Here is a 19,326-nt window from a genome sequence, read left to right as displayed (position 1 = left end):
TCGCCGGTTACGACGACCCGTTCGCCCGCATGTTCCAATATGATCTGCGCCGACCCCAGAACATGACCGGCCGGGGCGTAGCGCAGCGTGACGCCGCCCATCCGCACATCTTCGCCATAGTCCACCGCCGTACCGCTGGCCGTGCCATAGCGCAGGCCCATGATCGCCAGCGTTTCCCGCGTGGCCCATACATGGCCATGGCCGCCACGGGCATGATCGGCATGGCCATGCGTCACCAGCGCGCGCTCCTGCGGCAGGGATGGGTCGATCCATGCATCGGCGGGGCGGACATAGATGCCGGTGGGGTGCGGTTCGATCCAGTGAGCCATCAGGAGCAAAAGATGGGACGGGCCGCCATGGTTCCGCAAGGGTAGTCATCGGGACGTAATCCCCGCGTCATGCCAGCGACATGCCATTGCCCTATCGGCGGCGGAACGACCCGGCAGCGAGGAGTGCGCCATGGCAGTAACCGCCCATAAGAAAATCACCAATGCGGTGCACCGCCACCGCCATCTGTCGAAACAGGGATTACTGGAGCGCGCCTTTACCTTTGCCTTTCGCGGGCTTGTCTACGCCCAGATATGGGAAGACCCCGCCGTCGATATGGAGGCGCTGGCGATCACGCCCGACACCCACGTGGTGACGATCGCATCGGGCGGATGCAATGTCCTGTCCTATCTGACCGCCGATCCCGCGAAAATCACGGCGGTGGACCTGAATACCGCACATATCGCGCTCAACCGGCTGAAGCTGATGGCTGCGCGCAGGCTGCCCGACCATGCGACATTCCATCGCTTTTTCGCGCAGGCGGACAATCGGGCGAATGTGGCAGCCTATCGGGACATGGTCGCGCCGTATCTGGACGAAGCGACGCGGCGTTACTGGGAAGGGCGCGACCTGATCGGGCGGCGGCGCATCGGCGGATTTGCGCGTGGCATCTACAAGCACGGCCTGCTCGGCCGGTTCATCGGCGCGGCGCATCTGCTGGCGCGGCTGCATGGCGTCAATCCCAAGCGGATGCTGGACGCGCGCAGCCGGGAAGAACAGCGCGAAATCTTCGAACGCGAACTGGCGCCGATTTTCGACAAGGGTTTCGTGCGCTGGCTGACCAGCCAGCCTGCGTCGCTGTTCGGCCTTGGCATTCCGCCCGCGCAGTTCGAGGCGCTGGCCGGGGACGACCGTATGGACACCGTGCTGAAAGCGCGGCTGGAAAAGCTGGCCTGCGATTTCGACCTGAAGGACAATTATTTCGCGGTGCAGGCGTTCGGCCGTGGCTATGCCGGTGGGGAAGGGGCTTTGCCGCCCTATTTGCAGGCGGCAAATCATGATGCGGTGCGCCAGCGGGCGGAGCGGGTCGATGTACGGCATATCAACTTTACGGATTTTCTGGCCAGCCAGCCCTCGGAAAGCTGCGATCGATACATCCTGCTCGACGCGCAGGACTGGATGGATGACGACCAGTTGAACGCCCTGTGGGCGCAGATCACGCGGACGGCCAAGCCCGGTGCGCGCGTGTTGTTCCGCACCGCCGGGGAACCCAGCATATTGCCGGGCCGGGTGACCGACGCCGTGCTGAACCAGTGGGATTATCGCGCGGAAGCATCGCTGGATTACACCGCGCGCGACCGGTCGGCCATCTATGGCGGCGTCCACCTGTATGTGTTGAAGGACCGGCTGTGAGCAGTCATCGCCAGTTGATGGACGGTGTTTATCGCTATCAGCGTCACATCTACGACCTGACGCGCAAATATTATCTGCTCGGGCGCGATGGGCTGATCGCCGATCTCGATCCGCCTGCGGGTGGCGCAGTGCTGGAAATCGGTTGCGGCACCGGGCGCAACCTGATCGCCGTGGGCAAGGCCTGGCCGAAGGCGCGGCTTTATGGCGTCGACATCAGCGAAGCGATGCTGGAAACGGCAGGCGCTTCGGTGGACAAGGCGGGCATGGCGAACCGGGTGACGCTGGCGCAGGGGGATGCGTGTGGTTTCGATGCGGAGGCGCTGTTCGGGCGCGCCAAATTCGAGCGCGTCTTCATCAGCTATGCCCTGTCGATGATCCCCGAATGGGAAATGGCACTGGCGCAGGCAGCGCGTTGCGTGGCGCCGGGCGGGCGGCTGGAAATCGTGGATTTCGGCCAGCAGGACCGGCTGCCCGTCCTGTGGAAGCGCCTGCTGTTCGGATGGTTGCAGCGTTTCCATGTGTCGCCGCGCCGGGAACTGGGGCTGGCCATCGAGCGGCTGGCGCAGGAAAGCGGCGGGTTTCCGCATAGCCGCGCTTTGTATCGCGGCTATGCCGTGCGGGGTGGACTGATCAGGGTGTGACGGCGTTCAGGCATCGGGCCATCGGAACGGCTCATGACTTTCGCCGGTGACTTCGCCCTGCGGGCCGAAGCGCCGTTCCATGATCAGCCCAGCGCCATCCTGTGCGATGGCGATGATGGTGCTGCACCTTGTCCCGTATATGGGGTTGCGGATGAAGATGGGCGATGCGGCGGCTTCGTCCGGGGCATCGGACGGGGTTGCAGGGGGCATGCCAGCATTGGGCAAGGTCCGCTGCGCCAGTGCTTCGAAAAGGTCGGCCGGATCATCCGCCCCCTGCGTCAGCCAGCCGAGCAGCGCGGCCTTGAGCGCCAACGTCTTGGGCCATGGCGCGTCCAGCGTGCCGTTGGAGAGGCCATAGAGGCCGGGCGTCAGGGCGATGCGCATGGGATCGGGCCGGTTGGTCAGGAAATCAGCCCGATCACGATCGATCAGGATCAGGTTGAAGGGATTGAAATCGGCATATTGCGCCTGTTGCACGTCGGCATAGCCGCCCTGTCCCGCCAGCAGATCCGTCATCAGCGTGCCGCGCGACGCCCTTTGCGGATCGGGCGGGCCGTAGCCCCGCAAATTGGTGACGATGGCCGCGCGCCGATGGTCCGACACGCCGACCCATGTGCCGCCCGATTGCAGGTCGCGCCCGGCGATCAGGCCGGGATGATCGGTCCAGCGCGCCAGCGGCGCGGCGGGCCGGGCGTGATATTCGTCGCGATTGCCGATCAGGATCAGGCGCCATCGCGGATGCGCCGCCCATGCCATGGCCATGATGCACATGACGCCGATCTATCGCATCGATCATATCCCGCAAGGCCATGGCTTGAAAAACCGTTCGGATGCCGCCATATGGGCGGTGCCGGGTTCGCCCGGCTATGGTGATAAATTGTGTCGTGTAATAGACGCAGCGGACCCGGGGGCAGTACCCGGCGGTTCCACCACATGCTTCGCGACGGTCATGCCGGAACGGAGCGTCTGACGGGGCCGAACTAGGATCGACGTGTGTTCAAAGACGATGTTTTTACCCGGCCCGTGTAAGCCGTTAAACTGTGCAAAACTCATAAGTGCCAACGATAACGAAGCACTTGCTCTCGCAGCGTAATTGAGGGCCTCGCGGCCTGACATTACCCTAGAAGAACGCGGTTGAACCCACCGGGCAACAGAAGGGAATTCAGCGGTTTCCAGGGCGCCGGGCAACAGAAGTCCCTGGACCTTCCCACCCTGTCGAAATCTGGCTGCCCGATCGGGCGTGGCATGGTCGATCCATGCCCATCATGGCGATTCGAATCGCGTAGGATTTGACCTGTTTTTTCGATTACGCTTTTATGACACTATGATGTAAAAATCATAAGATATTGATATTAGACGTAAGAAACTTGTTTTTTGCGGTCGCGGTTACTCTTGCTTCCATGTCATCTAAATGAAATAATCCTGTCTATGTTGAGAATTTTTTTCAAGGAGACGGGGAGATGAAGACGGTCGCTGCAATGATGGGTTTGGCGCTGGCTGCGATGATGCCGGGCATGGCTCTGGCGGCGCCTGAGGAGATGGTCGTGGTGGGCGCGCCGGACGGCACGCTGGCCGCGAACGCCCTGTCGGCCGGTCGTTTCGAAGACGCAAAGCGCAAGCTGGCGTCGATGCCGGTCTATGGGGAAAATGATCCCGCCCGGCTCATCAATCTGGGCAACGCCTATGCGGGCCTTGGCAAAATGGCGCAGGCGCGCGAAGCCTATCGCGCGGCCCGTTCCGCACCGGAAGTGACGCTGGTGCTGGCCAATGGCGACGAAGAATCGTCGCGCGACGTTGCTGTACGGGCCTTGGGTCGCCTCAACCCCAGCTACGCCATGCGCTGATCGCACCGGTAAGGACATCATTAATTGTGCAAAGCCGGTTATCGCCTTTGCGCATGATGTTTCGGGTTCAGGGAGAAGGGCGCCGTCCGCAAGGATGGCGCCCTTTTGTTTTTCGAGGGTGATCCGGTCGGACTGGATCATGATCCCGCAGCTTTTTGCTCGCCGCATTTTTCGAGCCGCCATCTGTTCCAGACGCCTTCGAAATGGCCTGGCCCCAAAAGCGAAACGGCCGGGTTTCCCCGGCCGTTCATTTGCCTGATCGGTCGGATCAGAAGGCCACGGTTATCGACGCGGCGATGGTCGTGCCGATCTTGTAGCGGTTGTAATAGACCCGGTTGTCGCCAGCCTGCTGGAATTCCTGGAATTTCCGGCCGGTGATGTTGCGGGCTTCGAACTTGAACTCGCTGTTGATGCCGCCGGGCAGCGTCACGCCCTGACGGGCGACGAAGTCAAGCTGGATGCCCGGCCGTTCCTTGATGTCGGGCTGTAGGTTGGGACCACGGCTGGTGACGCGATCGCTGGCATAGGTCAGCAGCAGCGTCTGTTGCGACAGCTTCTCGGTGTCTTCCAGACCCAGTTGCAGGTTGACCAGATGGTCGGACTGCCCCGTCAGCGGCACGCCGTTCAGGAAATAGTCCGACGCGGCGGGCAGATCGCCGGTGGTGTAGGTGTAGGGGATGGTGGTGTCCCCTTCCTTCACCTTCAGCTTCGACTGGGTATAGGTGTAGTTGCCGATCAGCGCGATCCGGCGGTTGGCGAAGAAGTCGCTGTTCGAGAAATTGCCCAGCGGGACATATTTCTGCGCTTCCAGTTCGAAACCGTAGAGCGACGCTTCCGGTGCGTTGGCGAAGCTGGTCGTCACCGCATAGGTATCGTTGATGGTGGTGAAGGTTTCGATCGGATTGTCGATCTTCTTGTAGAAGGCCGCCGCGATCAGACGTTCGTCACGGCCCATATACCATTCGGCACGCAGGTCCGCATTCCACAGCTGGCTGTCCTTCAGGAAAGGGTTGCCGCGGAAGAAACGGTTGGATTCGGTGTCGAGATAGGGCTGGGCGATCAGTTCGCGGAACTGCGGACGGGCGATCGTCTTGGAACCGCTGGCGCGGAACTGAAGACCCTTGGCCGCTTCCACCGTGACGGTCACGGCGGGCAGCCAGTAATCGCGCTTGATCTGGTTGAACGGGGTGACGCCGGTATTGTAGACGTCGACGCCGGTCACCGACTGGTCGCCCTTTTCATAACGGACGCCAGCATTGATCTGAACCCCCGGAATGACTTCCGCCTGCAACTGGCCATATCCCGCATGCACGCGCATGGCGGCGTCATAGACCGGATAGTTGCCCGAAAATTCCAGCAGGCTGATGTCGTACAGCTGAATGGTCGCGTCCGACGTCAGATAATCGGGGCGCAACTGCTGCACGGCCAGCGGCAGGTTGGTCGCGTCATAATGGAGTTCGTAACGCGACGAGGTGCGCTTCGTGTCGGTGAAGGCGTAGCCCGCCGTCAGCGTGAGCGCGGGCGAGAATTTGTAGCTGAGGTCAGCGCCCGCCGACCACAGATCTTCGTTGAGGTCGCTGAAGGTGACCGACGCGTCGCCGCGCTGACGGTTGAGCGCGTTGATGAAGCGGTCGCCGACCGGATCTTCGGCGAGCGCGCGGTTGGTGCGGACATAGACGAATTCACGCTCATAGGGCGCTTCGCGCTGCGAATTGGAGAAGCCGCCGCGCAGGTCGAGGCTGAGCGCATCAGTGAGCTTGAATTCGCCGACCAGATGGCTGTCGATCAACTGACGTTCATACCATGCGGTATTCTGCGTCATATAGTCGGCGCCCTGGATCTGACCGTCATTCTGGCCGACCGACAGCGCGCCGCGCTTCAGCGTGTCGCGGATGTAGAGATTGGTCCAGCGCAGCTTCTGTTCGCCCAGTTCAAGGCCCAGACCCAGCAGCGCGTTGACGGTGACTTCATTGTCGGTGCTGATCTGCTGGGTGTTCTTGCCAGCGCCTTCGGCCGGGTTCAGCGACGCCTGTTGCAACGTGTCGCGGGTCCGCCACTTGTTGCTGTAGGATGCGGTGGCGATGATGCCGAGGCGGCCGTCGCTGCCCACGTCCATCGCCGTACCCGCGTTCAGCGAGCCGGAGAAGTTGAACGGCAGACTGTTCGTGCGCTGAAGCACGGTGGTGTCCGCGTTCAGGAACTGCATCGCGATGTTGCGAAGGTCGGCGCGCGGCATGTTGGGGAAGGGCGTGCCGCTCTTGATCGCTTCCTGAAGCAGCGGCGGTACGTCGCGAGAACCGTCGTCAAAGCCGGTCCAGTCCGACTTGGCACCATAGCTGGTATAGCCCATCTGGCCCGACGTTTCGGTATTGGCCGAGCTGCCCACGCCGATTTCCAGATAGGATTCGGTCGGGATCGCCTTTGTCGTCAGGTTGATGACGCCGCCGCCAAATTCACCGGGGAAGTTGGCGGAATAGCTTTTCTGCACCAGCGTCGAAGCGATCACGCTGGTCGGGAAGATGTCCAGCGGAACGACGCGCTTGAGCGGTTCCGGGCTGGGCAGGGGAGAGCCGTTGAGCAGGGCGAGCGAATAGCGATCGCCAAGGCCGCGGACATAGACATAGCCGCCCGATACGACCGACAGGCCGGTGACGCGCTGGAGCGAACCGGCGATGTCGCCTTCGCCCGTACGCTTGATGTCGGCGGCGGACAGGACGTTGACGACCTGCGGCGCGGCCTGCGAGATGTTGGCGGTGCGGCGGCCGGTCACGACGATGTCCGCGCCGGGGATCGACACGTCGACATTGCCGGACTGGGCGTCGGCTTCGTCGGCGGCGCTGGGCGTGGTGGTCATGCCAGCGTCGCCACCGGCGGGCGCTGCGGTCTGCGCCATCGCCATGGGCGAAGCGAGCGCGGTGGAAATCAGGAGCAGGCGCGCCAGGCTGAGCGGCTTCGACATGCTATTCGTCCCCTTGGGAAAATTCGGTGCAAAGAAGGCGGGGAAGCGCATGTTTACGCTCCCCCGCCTCTGTTGAGGTCAGGTGCCGATCAGCGCGGAATGACGGTGCAGTTGCCGCTGGTGGAACCGAAGCTGGCGGTCACCGAGTTGCAGGTCCAGCCCGCATACCAGGTGTCGCTGCTGTCCTTCACCGCGCCGATATAGTTGGTGGTGGTAAAGTTGCTGTCGATGGTCTTGGGATCGATGGCGGTGCGGCCGGTTTCGGTCGCGCCGTTGATGAACAGGCTGGTCAGCGACGGGGTGTAGCTGATGGTGCTGTTCGCGCCCGCTTCGAAGATCGACTGGACGGTGGCGGCATCCACGCCGCGGCTGCCCTTATACGGAGTGCTGTTGCACTGCATCACGACGGAGATGTAGCGCGGCTTGCCAGCGTCCTGCAGCGCGGTGTCGGCGTCGCGAACGGTGGGCGTGCTGTCGATGCGCAGGCAGCTCTGGGTCGGGCTGACGATGATGCCGTTGACCAGCGCCAGATCGGCGCCGCCGCGCAGCAGCATGGCCGCACCGTTCGAACCGGTGGTCGAGCGGTTGATGGCGGTGAAGTTGGCAACCTTGAGATACTGACGCGGCAGGGCGTCTTCGCTGGCGTTGCTGTTGGTGCCACCGTTCGAGTCGGTTTCAAGGAAGCCGTCGCCGATGTCGTTGTTGGCGCGCTGGATCGACAGCAGGAACTGGACGGTGCCGCGATAGCCGATGTCGGTGTCGAGATTGTCGTCTTCGTTGCCGGTCAGGACCAGGTAACGCGGGTGGACCGAACCGCCGAAGATTTCGATGCCGTCGTCCGAGCTGTTGTGGACCTGAATATGGTCAAGCTGCGTGCCGGTGCCGACGCCCGACGGGGTCAGGCCCTGAAGTTCGCTGGAGCCAGACAGGACGAAGCCCGAATAGCGGATCTGGACATAGGACATGCGACCCGAATTGTCGGTGTCGTCCGCGCCGCCGTACAGCGCGCCGCTGGCGCCTTCGGTGTCGCGCTCGCACGCGGTGGTGCCGGGAGCCGCAGCCGGTGCGAGGCAGTCGGTGATCTTGGCGCGGCCGAGCAGTACGACGCCGCCCCACTGACCCGACGACTGATCGGTGCTGGTGCCCAGCACGTTTTCACGGCTGGTGAACACGATCGGCTGCGTCGCGGTGCCGACGGCGCTGATGCGGTTGCCGCGGTTGACGGCAAGGAAGGTGTTGCCGGTGCCAGCGAAGATGGTGACGCCCGGATCAATCGTCAGCGTAACGTTGTTGCCGGTGCTGGTCGCGCCCTGATCGGTGCCGACGTCGACGCGGCCGGGCATTGAGTAGATGACGCCTGCCTGCTTCGAAATGGCGGTGGAGGCGGTGAAGCGCGCCGGGAAGGCGCAGTTGCGCCAGGTGTTGGTGCCGTCCGTGATGGTGCCGGCGTCGGTCAGCTGAACCGGACCAGCGATGGTCGGGCAGGCGGCGGCCGGGGTCACGGCCGTCGGGGTGGGCGTTGGCGTCGGGGTGGGCGTGGGGGTCGGCGTAGGCGTGGGAGCAGGGATGACAATCGTGCCTTCGCCGGGCGAAGCGATGTCGTCGGCGCCGCAGGCGGAAAGGCCCACGCAGGCGCAGCTCGCCATCAGGATCGTTTGAATACGGTTAATCTTGGCCATGTCGTCTCCGCTCCGGTCGTGCCGGGATGGTTGAAGTGCGGAGCGCAGGGGAATTTCGATTCGGACAACGCCCCCTGTCGCCCTCGGATGCGGCAGGTAGGCGCGGGAAATGACAGCGTGATGCTGGTTCTGTTACAGTTGAGAGTATCTAAAATGACAATAATATTACGTCGTCACCCTTTTTGTGACAGGTGGCGTACATGCTATGGGTTGGCGACGCCAAATCGGTGGAAAGGGGTCCGTTTTTGCCATCCGAAATCGAACTGAAACTGGATGTTGCGCCCGATCTGGCATCGGCGGTGCTGCAATGGCCGTTGTTGCGGGATCTGGACGGGCAAACCGCGCTGCTGGCCGCGACCTATTTCGACACGCCGGACCGACTGCTGCTGAAAAACGGGATCAGCCTGCGCATCAGGCGATCGGGGCAAGACCATATTCAGACGGTTAAGGTCAGCAGGCAAAGGCATGGCGGGCTGTTCATGCGCGACGAATGGGAAAAGCCGGTCGACAGCCTTTCGCTCAGGCTGGACAACGATTGTCCCGTAACAGTGGTGCTTGGCGATGCGGTGTCACAGTTGGTTCCTGTTTTTAAAGTCGATGTCGACCGGCATATCTGGCTTGTCGAATGGGACGATGCCCTGATCGAAATGGTTCTGGATCAGGGACTGGTAAGCGCAGGGCGCAGGCAGGAGCCGCTGTGCGAAGTGGAGCTGGAGCTGAAACGCGGCGATGCCGCCGCCCTGTTCGCGCTGGCGCGGCGGATGGATGCCGATATGGCCGTCAGGCCGGGCATGTCGAGCAAGTCGGAGCGCGGTTATCACCTGACCGACGCATTGCCCACGGCCATCAGGGCGGAGCGGGTCCATCTGCATGGGGGGATGGATAGTGCGACGGCGTTCCTGTCCATCGCGACAAACTGCATGCGCCACTATCGGCTGAACGAGGCGTTGTTGCTGGACGCCTATGTGCCCGAAGCCTTGCATCAGGCGCGCGTGGCGATCCGACGGCTACGCACCGCCATCATGCTGTTCCGGCCGCTGCTGCGTGAAGAGGATGTGACGTCGTTTCAGGGGGAGTTGCGCTGGCTGGCGCACATCATGGCGGATGCGCGCGACCTGGATGTGCTGGACGTCCGTACGCTGACCGACGCTGACCGGGTGAGGCTGGAAAATGCGCGGATCGGCGTGCGGCATGATCTGATGCAATGGCTGCAAGCGGCCCGCCTGCGGCTGTTGCTGATCGACCTGACCGAATGGCTGGCCGATGGTGGCCGGATGACCGCCGCGTCCACCGACGATGTTGTCCCTTTCGCCATGGGACGACTGAAGACGCTGGACAAACGGGTTGCGAAGGGCGGCAGGGGGCTGGCCGGACTGGATGACGCCCAACGGCACCGACTGCGCAGGGATGCGAAGAAGCTGCGCTATGCTGCGGAATATTTTACCGGTTTGTTTACGCGCAAGAAGGACCGGCGACGCCTTAAAAAACTCGGTTCCAGACTGGGGCGCCTGCAAAATGCACTGGGGGCACTCAATGATCTGGTGATGGCGCCTGAGATCATGAAGCGCCATGGCCTGTGCTGCCAGCCCGAAGTCGGGGATAAGGTGGCGTTGTTGAAGGCGGCGGCGCAGGCGCATGACGGCTTCGTTGACGTGCCCCGCATTTGGCGCTGATGCGCGGTCAGCCCCAGGGGCGTTCGCGATACCATTTCGTAATGACATGCTTTACGCCCGAACGGACCTTCATGCCATGGTGGATGCTCGCCGGGTTTGGGTCGGCCGACGGCAGCCGGTTGTTCCACGCAAGAAGCTTGCCGGTTTCGGGCTGCACGGTTTTCCCGATTTTCGTAAAGCGCGTCGCCCCGCCCGCCGCCGGTTCGTCGAGATAGATCATCAGCGTCCATGTGCGGTTGCCCGCGACCGAACAGAAACGGGCATAATCGGCGCCCTTGGGATCGAAATAATCGGTGTGCGCCTTGAATTCCTGCCCGACGTCATAGCGTTGCCCCTGTATCGGTTCGCCGTGTGCACTGGCGATGCCGACGAAATCGTCCAGCCGGGCATCGATCTGCGCGACCAGCGGATCGGCATGATCCAGATCGCAGGTTTCGCTGGTGCGGAAATATCCGTCTCCATTGGGGTCCGCGATGGTCGAGGGACGACGATTGGCGTCGATCCGTTCGATCAGGGCCGCGCATTCACCGGGCGTGAGGAAAGCGCGCTGAATGAACAGCGCCAGTTCCTTTGACGGCACCTTCTGAATGCGGGGGTGGGCCGCCATCCGTGCAGGATCGGCGTCGATGGCGGTATGGATGGCGATCATGGATATGCTCGGTGCGCTATGGAAAGGGTCGAAGCGCCGCCTTTGCTACTGCGTGATCATCCAAATGCAAGTCGCGTGACGCATGTCATATTACAGTCATATAACTGTCATTCTGTAGTAAGATCGTAAGATTAGCTGACCGGTCGTAAGAAATCGGGGGCAGTTCCAGACATCATGCGTTTCTCGTTCGACCATAGGATGCGCGGCATTCGTGACCGTTGGGGGCGCGACCGTTTGGGGCATGACCCTTTCGGGCGGCGAAAGCCGATCAACTGGCTGGGTATCGGCGAACGCGCGCTGATCCTGCTGCTGGCCCTGCAATGCGTGCGCCTTGTCTGGGCGATCATGGGGCCAGTGGGGAGCTTTGGTCCCTGGGAGGGGCGTCAGGCGCAGATCATGTCCGCCAATGCGCGTCAGGCGCTGTTCGCCAGTTTCGACCCCTTCTTTGGAACCGACGCGCCGCAGCAGGAAGGCGGCGTCGTCACCTCCCTTGCTCTCACCCTTTATGGCGTGCGGCTGAACGAAGGGTCGGGTCTGGGATCGGCCATCATCGCCGCGCCGGACGGGGTGCAGAACAGCTATGCCGTGGGCGATGAAGTGATGCCCGGCGTCGTGCTGAAATCGGTGGCGTTCGACCATGTCACCATCGATCGCGGCGGCGCGGCGGAACAGATTTTCCTCGATCAGTCGACCCCGGCGCCACAGGCCGATCCTGCCCAGAGTGCATCCGACGGCGGCAATGGATGGCAAAGCGCCGCGCCGCAACCTGTTGCAGAAGGGGCAGGCCCGACGGTCGATGGCCTGAAACGCGACATCGGCTTTGCGCCGCGCATGCAAAATGGTCGCGTCACCGGGGTGGCCGTTTTGCCGAAGGGGCCGACCTTCACCAGCGCCGGGTTCAAACCGGGCGACATCATCAGCCAGGTCAATGGCCAGCCGATCGGATCGGCCAGCGATCTTCAGACCCTTCAGAACCAGATCGCGCCCGGCGCGCGGATCGCCCTGACCGTGGAGCGCGGCGCCGCCGTCGCATCGGTCAACATCATAGTGCAAGGCCAATGACCCGCAAATTCCTTTTGACCGCTGCCACCGCGCTTGCTCTGGCTACTCCCATCGCTGCGCCGCTGATGGCGCAACAGACGCTGAACGTGCGCGACGCGGATATTCGCGCCTTCATTCAGGATGCTGCGCGGGTCACCGGCCGCACCTTCATCATCGACAACAAGGTGCAAGGAAAGGTGTCGGTCGTCACCGACCGGCCGCTGTCCCGATCCGAATATTTCGAGATCGTGCTGTCGACGCTGCGCGCCAATGGGCTGGTCGCCGTGCCCGCGCCGGGCGGCGCCTATCGCATTCAGCCCGCCGATGGCGCGGCGGGCCAGCCGAGCGCCGTGGGCCGGGCGGCCAATCGCAACAGTTTCGTGACGGAGGTATTCCGCCTGCGGTCCATCGACGCGGCAAGCGCGCTGGAAACGCTGCGGCCGCTGGTCAGCAAGGAAGGGTCGGTCACCGCAAACCGTGCGGGCAACAGCGTGGTCGTGGCCGATTATGCCGATAATATCGCCCGCATCCGTCAAGTGATCGGCCGGATCGATCGCGACACGGCCGCGACGCAGATGATCATGCTGAAAAATGCGGGCGCGCGCGAAATCGCGACATCGCTTCAGGCGCTGGTGGCGACGGGCGGCGGAGAAAATGCACCGCCGTCGGCCGCGACCGTCGTGCCGATCGACAGTAGCAACGCCGTCGCCATCCGCGGCGACGCCAATACCGTCGCCCGACTGGCCGCGATGGCGCGCCAGCTGGACCAGCAGGCGGCAAGCGGCACGGAAATCCGCGTCTATTGGCTGGAACATGCCGACGCCGAAAAGCTGCTGCCGGTGTTGCAGCAACTGGTGGGGCAATCGACCAGCCAGCCGGTAACGGCGTCGACCCCGGCGGCTGGCGGACAGGGCAGCGCCGCACCGGCATCGCAGGCGGCTGCACCCGTGGCGGCGGCTTCTGCCGGATCGTCGGGCAGCGGCGGCATATCGACGCGCGGTCCCGCCGTCGTCACCCGGTACGAAGGCGCGAACGCCATCATCGTCGCGGCGAACAGCGACGTTCAGCGCATGCTGGGCGAAACCATCCGTCAGGTCGATACGCGGCGGGAACAGGTGCTGGTCGAAGCGATCATCGTGGAAATCAGCGATGCCGCCGCCAAGAAACTGGGCGTGCAGTTCCTTATCGGCAGCACGTCGACCGGCTTTGCCGCCACCAATTACAGCAATGCGTCGCCCAATCTGCTGACGCTGGCGGGGGCCTATGGCGCGGATCGGCTGGGGTCGACCACGACGACGGTGGTGGCGCCGGACGGCACGCGTACGACGACCGAAGTGCGTGAAAATGGCGAACTGGCCAGCACGTTGCAGCAGGCGGCGATCAACAGTCTGCAAAGCGCGACCGGCGCCATCGCCGGGCTGGGCGGCAGCATCGGTGGCAACGGCATATTCGGGGCGATCATCAACGCCGTGAAATCGGACACGGAAAGCAACCTGCTGTCCACCCCGTCGGTCATGACGCTGGACAATCAGAAGGCGTCCATTCTGGTCGGCCAGCAGGTGCCGGTGACGACCGGCGAAGCGTTGAGCCAGAATTTCGACAACCAGTTCCGCACCGTCCAGCGGCAGGATGTCGGCATCAAGCTGGAGGTGAAGCCCCAGATCAATACCGGCGGCGCGATCAAGCTGTTCCTGAAACAGGAAGTGTCGAGCGTGGCGGGACCGGTCAGCAATTCGAACAGCGACCTCGTCATCAACAAGCGCGAGATCGAGACGACGGTCACCGTGGACGATGGCGAGATATTGGCGCTGGGCGGCCTGCTGGACGATAATGAGCGCAAGACGGTCGAGCGTATTCCGTTGCTGTCGGACATTCCGGGGCTGGGCGAACTGTTCAAGTCGCGCAGCCGCAGCCGGACCAAGACCAACCTGATGGTCTTCATCCGACCCACGATCCTGCGGTCGAAGGAAGATGCGCAGCGCCTGACGCAGCAGCGCTATGGCTATGTCCGCGGCATGCAGTTGCAGCGCAATCCCGACATCGAACCTACGATCGACGAACTGGTGCGCGATTATATGGGGGCACAGCCGCCGGTCGCGCCGCAACAGCCCAGCGACACCATCGTCGATCCGCAGGCCACCGGGCCAGCGCAGGTCATCGAACCGACCGTGCGACAGTCGAGCGGTGTCGTGCGGCCGGTGGAAATCCCCGCAAGCGGAGGCGAGAAGTGAGCGATCAGGCGCAGGATACCGATATGCCCGCGATCCCGATGCCGTCGCGGGCCATCGACATTCCCTATGGCTTTGCCCGCAAACATGGCGTGGTCATGCTGCCGGTCGAGGGGGACCGCCTGACCGTCGCGGTGCGTGAGGGCAGCGACCCGCGCGTGCTGCTGGAAGTGCGCCGACATCTGGCGCGCAGTTTCGATGTGCGCTTTGTCGAACCGGCCCAGTTCGACCGGCACCTGTCCGATCACTATGCGATGGAAGGCAGCGCGGCGGCCATGGCCGGATCGCTGGAGGTCGGCGCGGACGAACTGGACATCCTGGCCGCCGACATCCCGACCGCCGACGACCTGCTGGACAGCGCGGATGACGCGCCCGCCATTCGCCTGATCAACGGCATCATCGCCGAAGCGGCGCGGCAGGGCGTGTCGGACATCCATATCGAACCCTATGAAACCGGACTGATCGTGCGCATGCGCGTGGATGGGGTGCTGCGCGAAACGCTGCGCATGCCACCCCATGTGGCGCCGGTTGTAGTGAGCCGCATCAAGGTGATGGCTCGCCTCGACATCGCCGAACGGCGCGTGCCGCAGGACGGGCGCATCGGCCTGACGCTGGGCGGCAAATTGCTGGACGTACGTGTTTCCACGCTGCCCAGCCGCGCGGGCGAGCGCGTGGTGCTGCGCATCCTGGACAAGGAAAATGCCGGGATCACGCTCGATCTGCTGGGGATGACGGGCACGCCGGACCGCATTTTCCGCGAAGGGCTGGGCGAACCCAATGGCATCATTCTGGTCACCGGGCCGACAGGGTCGGGCAAGACGACCACGCTTTATGCCGGGCTGCGCAACCTGAACGATGGCAGCCGCAACATCCTGACGGTCGAAGACCCGGTCGAATATGCGATGGAGGGCGTCGGCCAGACGCAGGTCAATGCGAAGGTCGGGCTGACCTTTGCAGCCGGTCTGCGCGCCATTTTGCGGCAAGACCCCGATGTGGTCATGGTCGGCGAAATCCGCGACCGCGAAACGGCGGAGATCGCGGTGCAGGCTTCGCTGACGGGGCACCTCGTGCTGTCCACCGTCCATACCAACGACGCGGTTGGCGCGATCACGCGCATGCGCGACATGCGGGTCGAACCGTTTCTGCTGGCATCGACGCTGCGCGCGGTGATCGCCCAGCGGCTGGTCCGACGCCTGTGCCAGACCTGTCGCGAACCGGTGCAGGCGGACAAGTCGGCCAGCGCCCTGTTGGGGTTCGACCCCGGCACCATCATCTACAGGGCGCGCGGGTGCGACGAATGCAATGGCACCGGTTATAAAGGCCGCATCGGCGTATTCGAAGCGATCCGCGTGGACGACACGATCCGTCGCCTGATCAACGATGGCGGCGACGAATCGCTGATCGCGCGCCATGCTTTCCTGAACGCGCCCAACCTTGGCTCTGCGGCGCGGGCGCTGGTCCGCGACGGGCAGACCACGGCGGAAGAGGCGATCCGCGTGTCCCGCCGCGATGCGGTGGAGGCGGAAACCATCGCCGATGGCTGATTTCGATTACAGCGTCATCGATCCCGCCGGGCGGGAACGGCGGGGCAGCATCAAGGCCGCGACGATCGATGATGCGCGAGCCAAGCTGGACGCGCGCAAGCTGTTCATCGTGCGGCTGGAGGCCGGCGCGGCGGAGGTTGCGCGCAAGCGGGCAGGGCGGTCGCTTCGCACGCCGCGCCTGAGCGCCAAGGAACTGACGCTTTTCACCCGTCAGCTTTCCACCCTGATCCAGGTCAGCCCGCTGGAAGAATCGCTGCGCACCATCGGCCGTCAGAGCGAGCAGGACCGTGTCCGCGCGATCGTGGGCAAGGTGCATGGCGGCGTGCTGGAAGGACGACGTCTGGCCGATGCGCTGGGCGCGGAGCCAAAGAGCTTCCCGCCGCTCTATCGCGCAATGATCAGCGCGGGCGAAAGTTCGGGCAGCCTGCCGACCATCATGGAACGCCTGTCCGACCTGATGGAAAGACAGGCTGTGATGCGCTCGAAAGTGCTGACCGCCATTGCCTATCCCAGCGTATTGGCGACATTTGCGGTCTTCGTGGTAGCGGCGCTGATGATCTTCGTGGTGCCCAAGGTGGTCGAACAGTTCGATACCGTGGGTCAGGAACTGCCTTTGCTGACGCGCATGGTGATGGGCCTGTCCGCCTTTCTGGCGGCTTATTGGTGGCTGTTGCTGATCCTGATCGGCCTGTCCGCCTTCGCATTCTGGCGCGCGATGAAGGTCGATGCGTTTCGCTATCGCTTCGACGCCATGCTGCTTGGCCTGCCGCTGTTGGGCCGGTTGATCCGTGACCTTCATGCCGCGCGCATGGCACGGACATTGTCCACGATGATCGCCAGCCGGCTGCCACTGATGGAGGGCCTGTCGCTGACCGCGAACACCGTGCACAACCGGGTGTTGCGCAGGGCGTCGGACGACATCGTGGAGGCGATCCGGGGGGGCGGCAGCCTGTCGGCGGCGCTGCGCCGTGCGGACGTTTTCCCGCCGCTGCTCGTCTATCTGGCGGCCAGTGGCGAGAGCGCGGGGCGGCTCGACACGATGCTGGAGCGGGCGGCGGACTATCTCGAACGCGAATTCGACAGCTTCACATCGGCCGCGCTGGCGATGCTGGAGCCGGTCATCATCATATTGATGGGCGCGATCGTCGCCGTCATCATCCTGTCCATCCTGCTGCCGATCCTGCAGTTGCAAAGCCTGACAGGGGCTTAGGAGTCATTATGTTGAATTGGAAAAAAATTCGGGCCACGATTGCCGAAACGGAAGAAGGCGTTTTGCCCGCGAGGCGTTCCGCCGAATACGGCTTCACGCCCGCGAGGCGTTCCGCCGAATACGGCTTCACGCTGGTCGAACTGATGGTCGTCATCGTCATCATCGGCCTGCTGGCGACGATCGTGGCGATCAACGTCATCCCGGCGACCGATACGGCGCGTATCGAAAAGGCGAAGGCCGACATTGCGACCATCGAACAGGCGCTGGAACAGTATCGGCTCGACAATCTGACCTATCCATCGGGCACCGACGGGTTGCAGGCGCTGCTCAATCCGCCCGCTTCGCTGGCCCAGCCGCAGCGCTATCGCCGTGGCGGCTATATCAAGAAGTTGCCGGACGATCCGTGGGGCCGCGCCTATCTCTACACCGTGCCGGGTCGTCGCGGCGCGTTCGACATCAGTTCGCTGGGCGCGGACGGCCAGCCGGGCGGCGAGAGCGAAAATGCTGACATATTCTCCAGCGAAATGTGAGCGGACCGACCGGGGCAGCCCTGTTGCGCGTGCGGCCCGGCAGGGCTTCACGACTTTTGGGCGCTCCGCCGAATACGGCTTCATGACTTTTGCGCGTTCCGCCCAACAGGGCTTCACTCTGGTCGAACTGATGGTCGTCTTGACGATCATCGGTTTCATTTCGGCTGCCGTCGTTCTGGCCATCCCCGATCCGCGTGGTCGGGTGGTGGAGGATGCCGACCGCTTTGCCGCGCGCGTTGCCGCCGCGCGCGACGAAGCGGTCGTGACGGCCCGCCCAATGGGCCTGTGGGTGTCCGCTTCCGGCTATGGCTTCCAACGCCGCGAAGGACGGCAATGGGTGCAGTTGGAAGACAAGCCCTTCACTACCGCAAACTGGAAAAGCGGTACGCGCGCGCTGGTGGGGAAGGATGGCCGCCAACAGATCGGTTTCGATGGCACAGGCCTGCCGACCGATCCGATCACCGTGACGCTTGCCCGCGAAGGCGAGCGCGTCTCCATCACCGTCGACATGGCGGGGAAGGTTATGGTTGGTGGCTGACATGCGGGGCGATGAGCGGGGTTCCACGTCTTTAGGGCGTTCCACCCAACAGGGCTTCACGCTTTTGGGGCGTTCCGCCCAACAGGGCTTCACGCTGCTTGAGATGCTGGTCGCACTGGCGGTGTTCAGCCTGGCCGCGCTGGCGCTGGTCCGGTTGCAGGGCGTGACCCTGCGGACCGCCGCCGACCTCGACAGCAAGGCCATGGGCCAGATCGTCGCGCGCAACCTGATGGTCGATGTGCAGACCGATCCCGTGCCGCCCTCCATCGGGGATGAGGATGGGGAAACGGAAAATGGAGGGCGTCGCTGGCGCTGGCACAGGACGGTGAAATCCATCGACGACAAGCGGCTGCTTCAGGTCGATGTGACCGTGGACGGGCAACCCGGCGCGTCGCCCACCGCGCTCAGCTTCATGCGGGTGGTCGAATGACCCCCATGGCTGAGCGTCCGCCCGCCGAAGACGGCTTTACCCTGATCGAACTGCTCGTCGCACTGATGATATTCGCGATGCTGGCGGCCGCGGGCGTGCTGCTGCTGGGCAACAGCGTGTCGGCGCAGGCGCAGGTCAAGGCGCGGCTGGACGACATGGCGGCGGTTCAGCGGGCAGGTGGTGCGCTGGCCGCCGACCTGGGGCAGGCGGTGCCGCGCATCACCCGGACGGAAGCCGGTACACTGGCGCCCGCATTCTGGGCGCATGATGGCGGGGAAGCGATGCCGGTCCTGCAATTCGTGCGCGGGGGCTGGGACAATCTGGGCGATCTGCCGCGCCCATCCCTGCAAAAGGTCGAATATTGGGTGCGGCAGGGACGATTGGAGCGCCGGACTTATGCGCAACTGGACGGTGCGGCCGGGGACGATCCGGCCGCCCTGTTGGACAATGTCGAAACGGTCGTGCTGCGTTTCCGCGACGCGCAGGGGCAATGGCGCGAGGAATGGACGCCGTCGCAGCCCGACCTGATGCCCCGCGCGGTGGAGATGATGGTGACGCGCACCGGCGAACCGCCGGTCATGCTGCGCTTTCTGGTCGCGCCCGGTCCGCCGGAGAAGCTGGACGTCACGCAGGAGGCGGCCGGTGCCTGATGGGGGGAAGGAAAGCGAGCGCGGCGCGGC

At 63.8% G+C, this 19,326-nt stretch carries 16 protein-coding genes, 1 other RNA gene and 1 pseudogene; 13 read left to right on the top strand and 5 right to left on the bottom strand.

The annotated features are described in order from the left end of the window. A pseudogene (locus tag ACOJSJ_RS14415) lies at positions 1-329 on the bottom strand (DNA ligase-associated DEXH box helicase); the annotation flags it as partial. 130 nt (positions 330-459) lie between these two features. On the opposite strand from ACOJSJ_RS14415, the gene ACOJSJ_RS14410 reads away from it, so the two are divergent. Then, positions 460-1,680: a DUF3419 family protein gene (locus ACOJSJ_RS14410; RefSeq protein WP_420145665.1), complete on the top strand. Its 1,221-nt coding sequence runs from the start codon at positions 460-462 to the stop codon at positions 1,678-1,680. After that, a complete protein-coding gene (locus ACOJSJ_RS14405; RefSeq protein ID WP_420145664.1) occupies positions 1,677-2,321 on the top strand; it encodes a class I SAM-dependent methyltransferase in 645 nt (214 codons plus the stop codon). Before ACOJSJ_RS14410 ends, ACOJSJ_RS14405 begins: the two co-directional genes overlap by 4 nt. 6 nt (positions 2,322-2,327) lie before the next feature. Here the strand turns inward: ACOJSJ_RS14405 and ACOJSJ_RS14400 are convergent, their stop codons facing one another. Then, positions 2,328-3,092, bottom strand: a complete 765-nt coding sequence (locus ACOJSJ_RS14400) for an NRDE family protein (RefSeq protein WP_420145663.1) — start codon at positions 3,090-3,092, stop codon at positions 2,328-2,330. 39 nt (positions 3,093-3,131) lie between these two features. Here ACOJSJ_RS14400 and ssrA point away from each other — a divergent pair. Both ssrA and ACOJSJ_RS14390 read left to right on the top strand, forming a co-directional pair. Continuing rightward, positions 3,132-3,486: a transfer-messenger RNA gene (ssrA, locus tag ACOJSJ_RS14395) on the top strand. 295 nt (positions 3,487-3,781) lie between these two features. After that, the gene (locus tag ACOJSJ_RS14390) at positions 3,782-4,165 is read left to right on the top strand and encodes a tetratricopeptide repeat protein (protein WP_420145662.1); all 384 of its coding nucleotides are present in this window, start codon (positions 3,782-3,784) and stop codon (positions 4,163-4,165) included. Positions 4,166-4,433: 268 nt separating this feature from the next. Here the strand turns inward: ACOJSJ_RS14390 and ACOJSJ_RS14385 are convergent, their stop codons facing one another. Both ACOJSJ_RS14385 and ACOJSJ_RS14380 read right to left on the bottom strand, forming a co-directional pair. Further along, positions 4,434-7,124 (bottom strand): TonB-dependent receptor domain-containing protein, encoded by a 2,691-nt coding sequence (locus tag ACOJSJ_RS14385; RefSeq protein ID WP_420145661.1) that lies wholly within the window; start codon positions 7,122-7,124, stop codon positions 4,434-4,436. Between the two features lie 89 nt (positions 7,125-7,213). Beyond that, positions 7,214-8,803, bottom strand: a complete 1,590-nt coding sequence (locus ACOJSJ_RS14380; RefSeq protein ID WP_420145660.1) for a hypothetical protein — start codon at positions 8,801-8,803, stop codon at positions 7,214-7,216. A gap of 245 nt (positions 8,804-9,048) precedes the next feature. Here ACOJSJ_RS14380 and ACOJSJ_RS14375 point away from each other — a divergent pair, with 245 nt between their 5' ends. Then, positions 9,049-10,476, top strand: coding sequence for a CHAD domain-containing protein (locus tag ACOJSJ_RS14375; protein ID WP_420145659.1), 1,428 nt, complete (start codon positions 9,049-9,051; stop codon positions 10,474-10,476). A 7-nt stretch (positions 10,477-10,483) separates the two neighbouring features. Here ACOJSJ_RS14375 and ACOJSJ_RS14370 read toward each other — a convergent pair whose 3' ends face one another. Continuing rightward, on the bottom strand, positions 10,484-11,125 hold the full coding sequence (locus ACOJSJ_RS14370) for a prolyl hydroxylase family protein (RefSeq protein ID WP_420145658.1): 642 nt from the start codon (positions 11,123-11,125) through the stop codon (positions 10,484-10,486). A 198-nt stretch (positions 11,126-11,323) separates the two neighbouring features. Between ACOJSJ_RS14370 and ACOJSJ_RS14365 the strand changes: the two genes are divergently transcribed. The 8 genes from ACOJSJ_RS14365 (at position 11,324) to gspJ (ending at position 19,296) form a co-directional block, all read left to right on the top strand. Next, positions 11,324-12,187 carry a type II secretion system protein N gene (locus ACOJSJ_RS14365; RefSeq protein WP_420145657.1) on the top strand — a complete coding sequence of 288 codons (864 nt, stop codon included), beginning with the start codon at positions 11,324-11,326 and terminating at the stop codon, positions 12,185-12,187. Further along, positions 12,184-14,397 carry a type II secretion system secretin GspD gene (gene gspD, locus ACOJSJ_RS14360; protein ID WP_420145656.1) on the top strand — a complete coding sequence of 738 codons (2,214 nt, stop codon included), beginning with the start codon at positions 12,184-12,186 and terminating at the stop codon, positions 14,395-14,397. The genes ACOJSJ_RS14365 and gspD overlap by 4 nt, the downstream gene beginning before the upstream one ends. Before the next feature lie 23 nt (positions 14,398-14,420). Continuing rightward, complete coding sequence (gene gspE, locus ACOJSJ_RS14355; RefSeq protein WP_420145667.1) at positions 14,421-15,938, top strand: type II secretion system ATPase GspE; 1,518 nt, start codon at positions 14,421-14,423, stop codon at positions 15,936-15,938. Continuing rightward, the gene (gene gspF, locus ACOJSJ_RS14350) at positions 15,931-17,148 is read left to right on the top strand and encodes a type II secretion system inner membrane protein GspF (protein WP_420145655.1); all 1,218 of its coding nucleotides are present in this window, start codon (positions 15,931-15,933) and stop codon (positions 17,146-17,148) included. The genes gspE and gspF overlap by 8 nt, the downstream gene beginning before the upstream one ends. Positions 17,149-17,156: 8 nt before the next feature. After that, complete coding sequence (gspG, locus tag ACOJSJ_RS14345) at positions 17,157-17,678, top strand: type II secretion system major pseudopilin GspG (RefSeq protein ID WP_420145654.1); 522 nt, start codon at positions 17,157-17,159, stop codon at positions 17,676-17,678. 82 nt (positions 17,679-17,760) lie between these two features. Continuing rightward, positions 17,761-18,216: a GspH/FimT family pseudopilin gene (locus ACOJSJ_RS14340; RefSeq protein WP_420145653.1), complete on the top strand. Its 456-nt coding sequence runs from the start codon at positions 17,761-17,763 to the stop codon at positions 18,214-18,216. A 103-nt stretch (positions 18,217-18,319) separates the two neighbouring features. Beyond that, the gene (gene gspI, locus ACOJSJ_RS14335; protein ID WP_420145666.1) at positions 18,320-18,646 is read left to right on the top strand and encodes a type II secretion system minor pseudopilin GspI; all 327 of its coding nucleotides are present in this window, start codon (positions 18,320-18,322) and stop codon (positions 18,644-18,646) included. 5 nt (positions 18,647-18,651) lie between these two features. Then, complete coding sequence (gene gspJ, locus ACOJSJ_RS14330) at positions 18,652-19,296, top strand: type II secretion system minor pseudopilin GspJ (protein ID WP_420145652.1); 645 nt, start codon at positions 18,652-18,654, stop codon at positions 19,294-19,296. Positions 19,297-19,326 lie beyond the last annotated feature (30 nt).

The sequence above is a fragment of the Sphingobium sp. genome, assembly GCF_048594625.1.
GTDB lineage: Bacteria > Pseudomonadota > Alphaproteobacteria > Sphingomonadales > Sphingomonadaceae > Sphingobium.
This window is presented reverse-complemented; position numbering and strand designations above follow the sequence as displayed.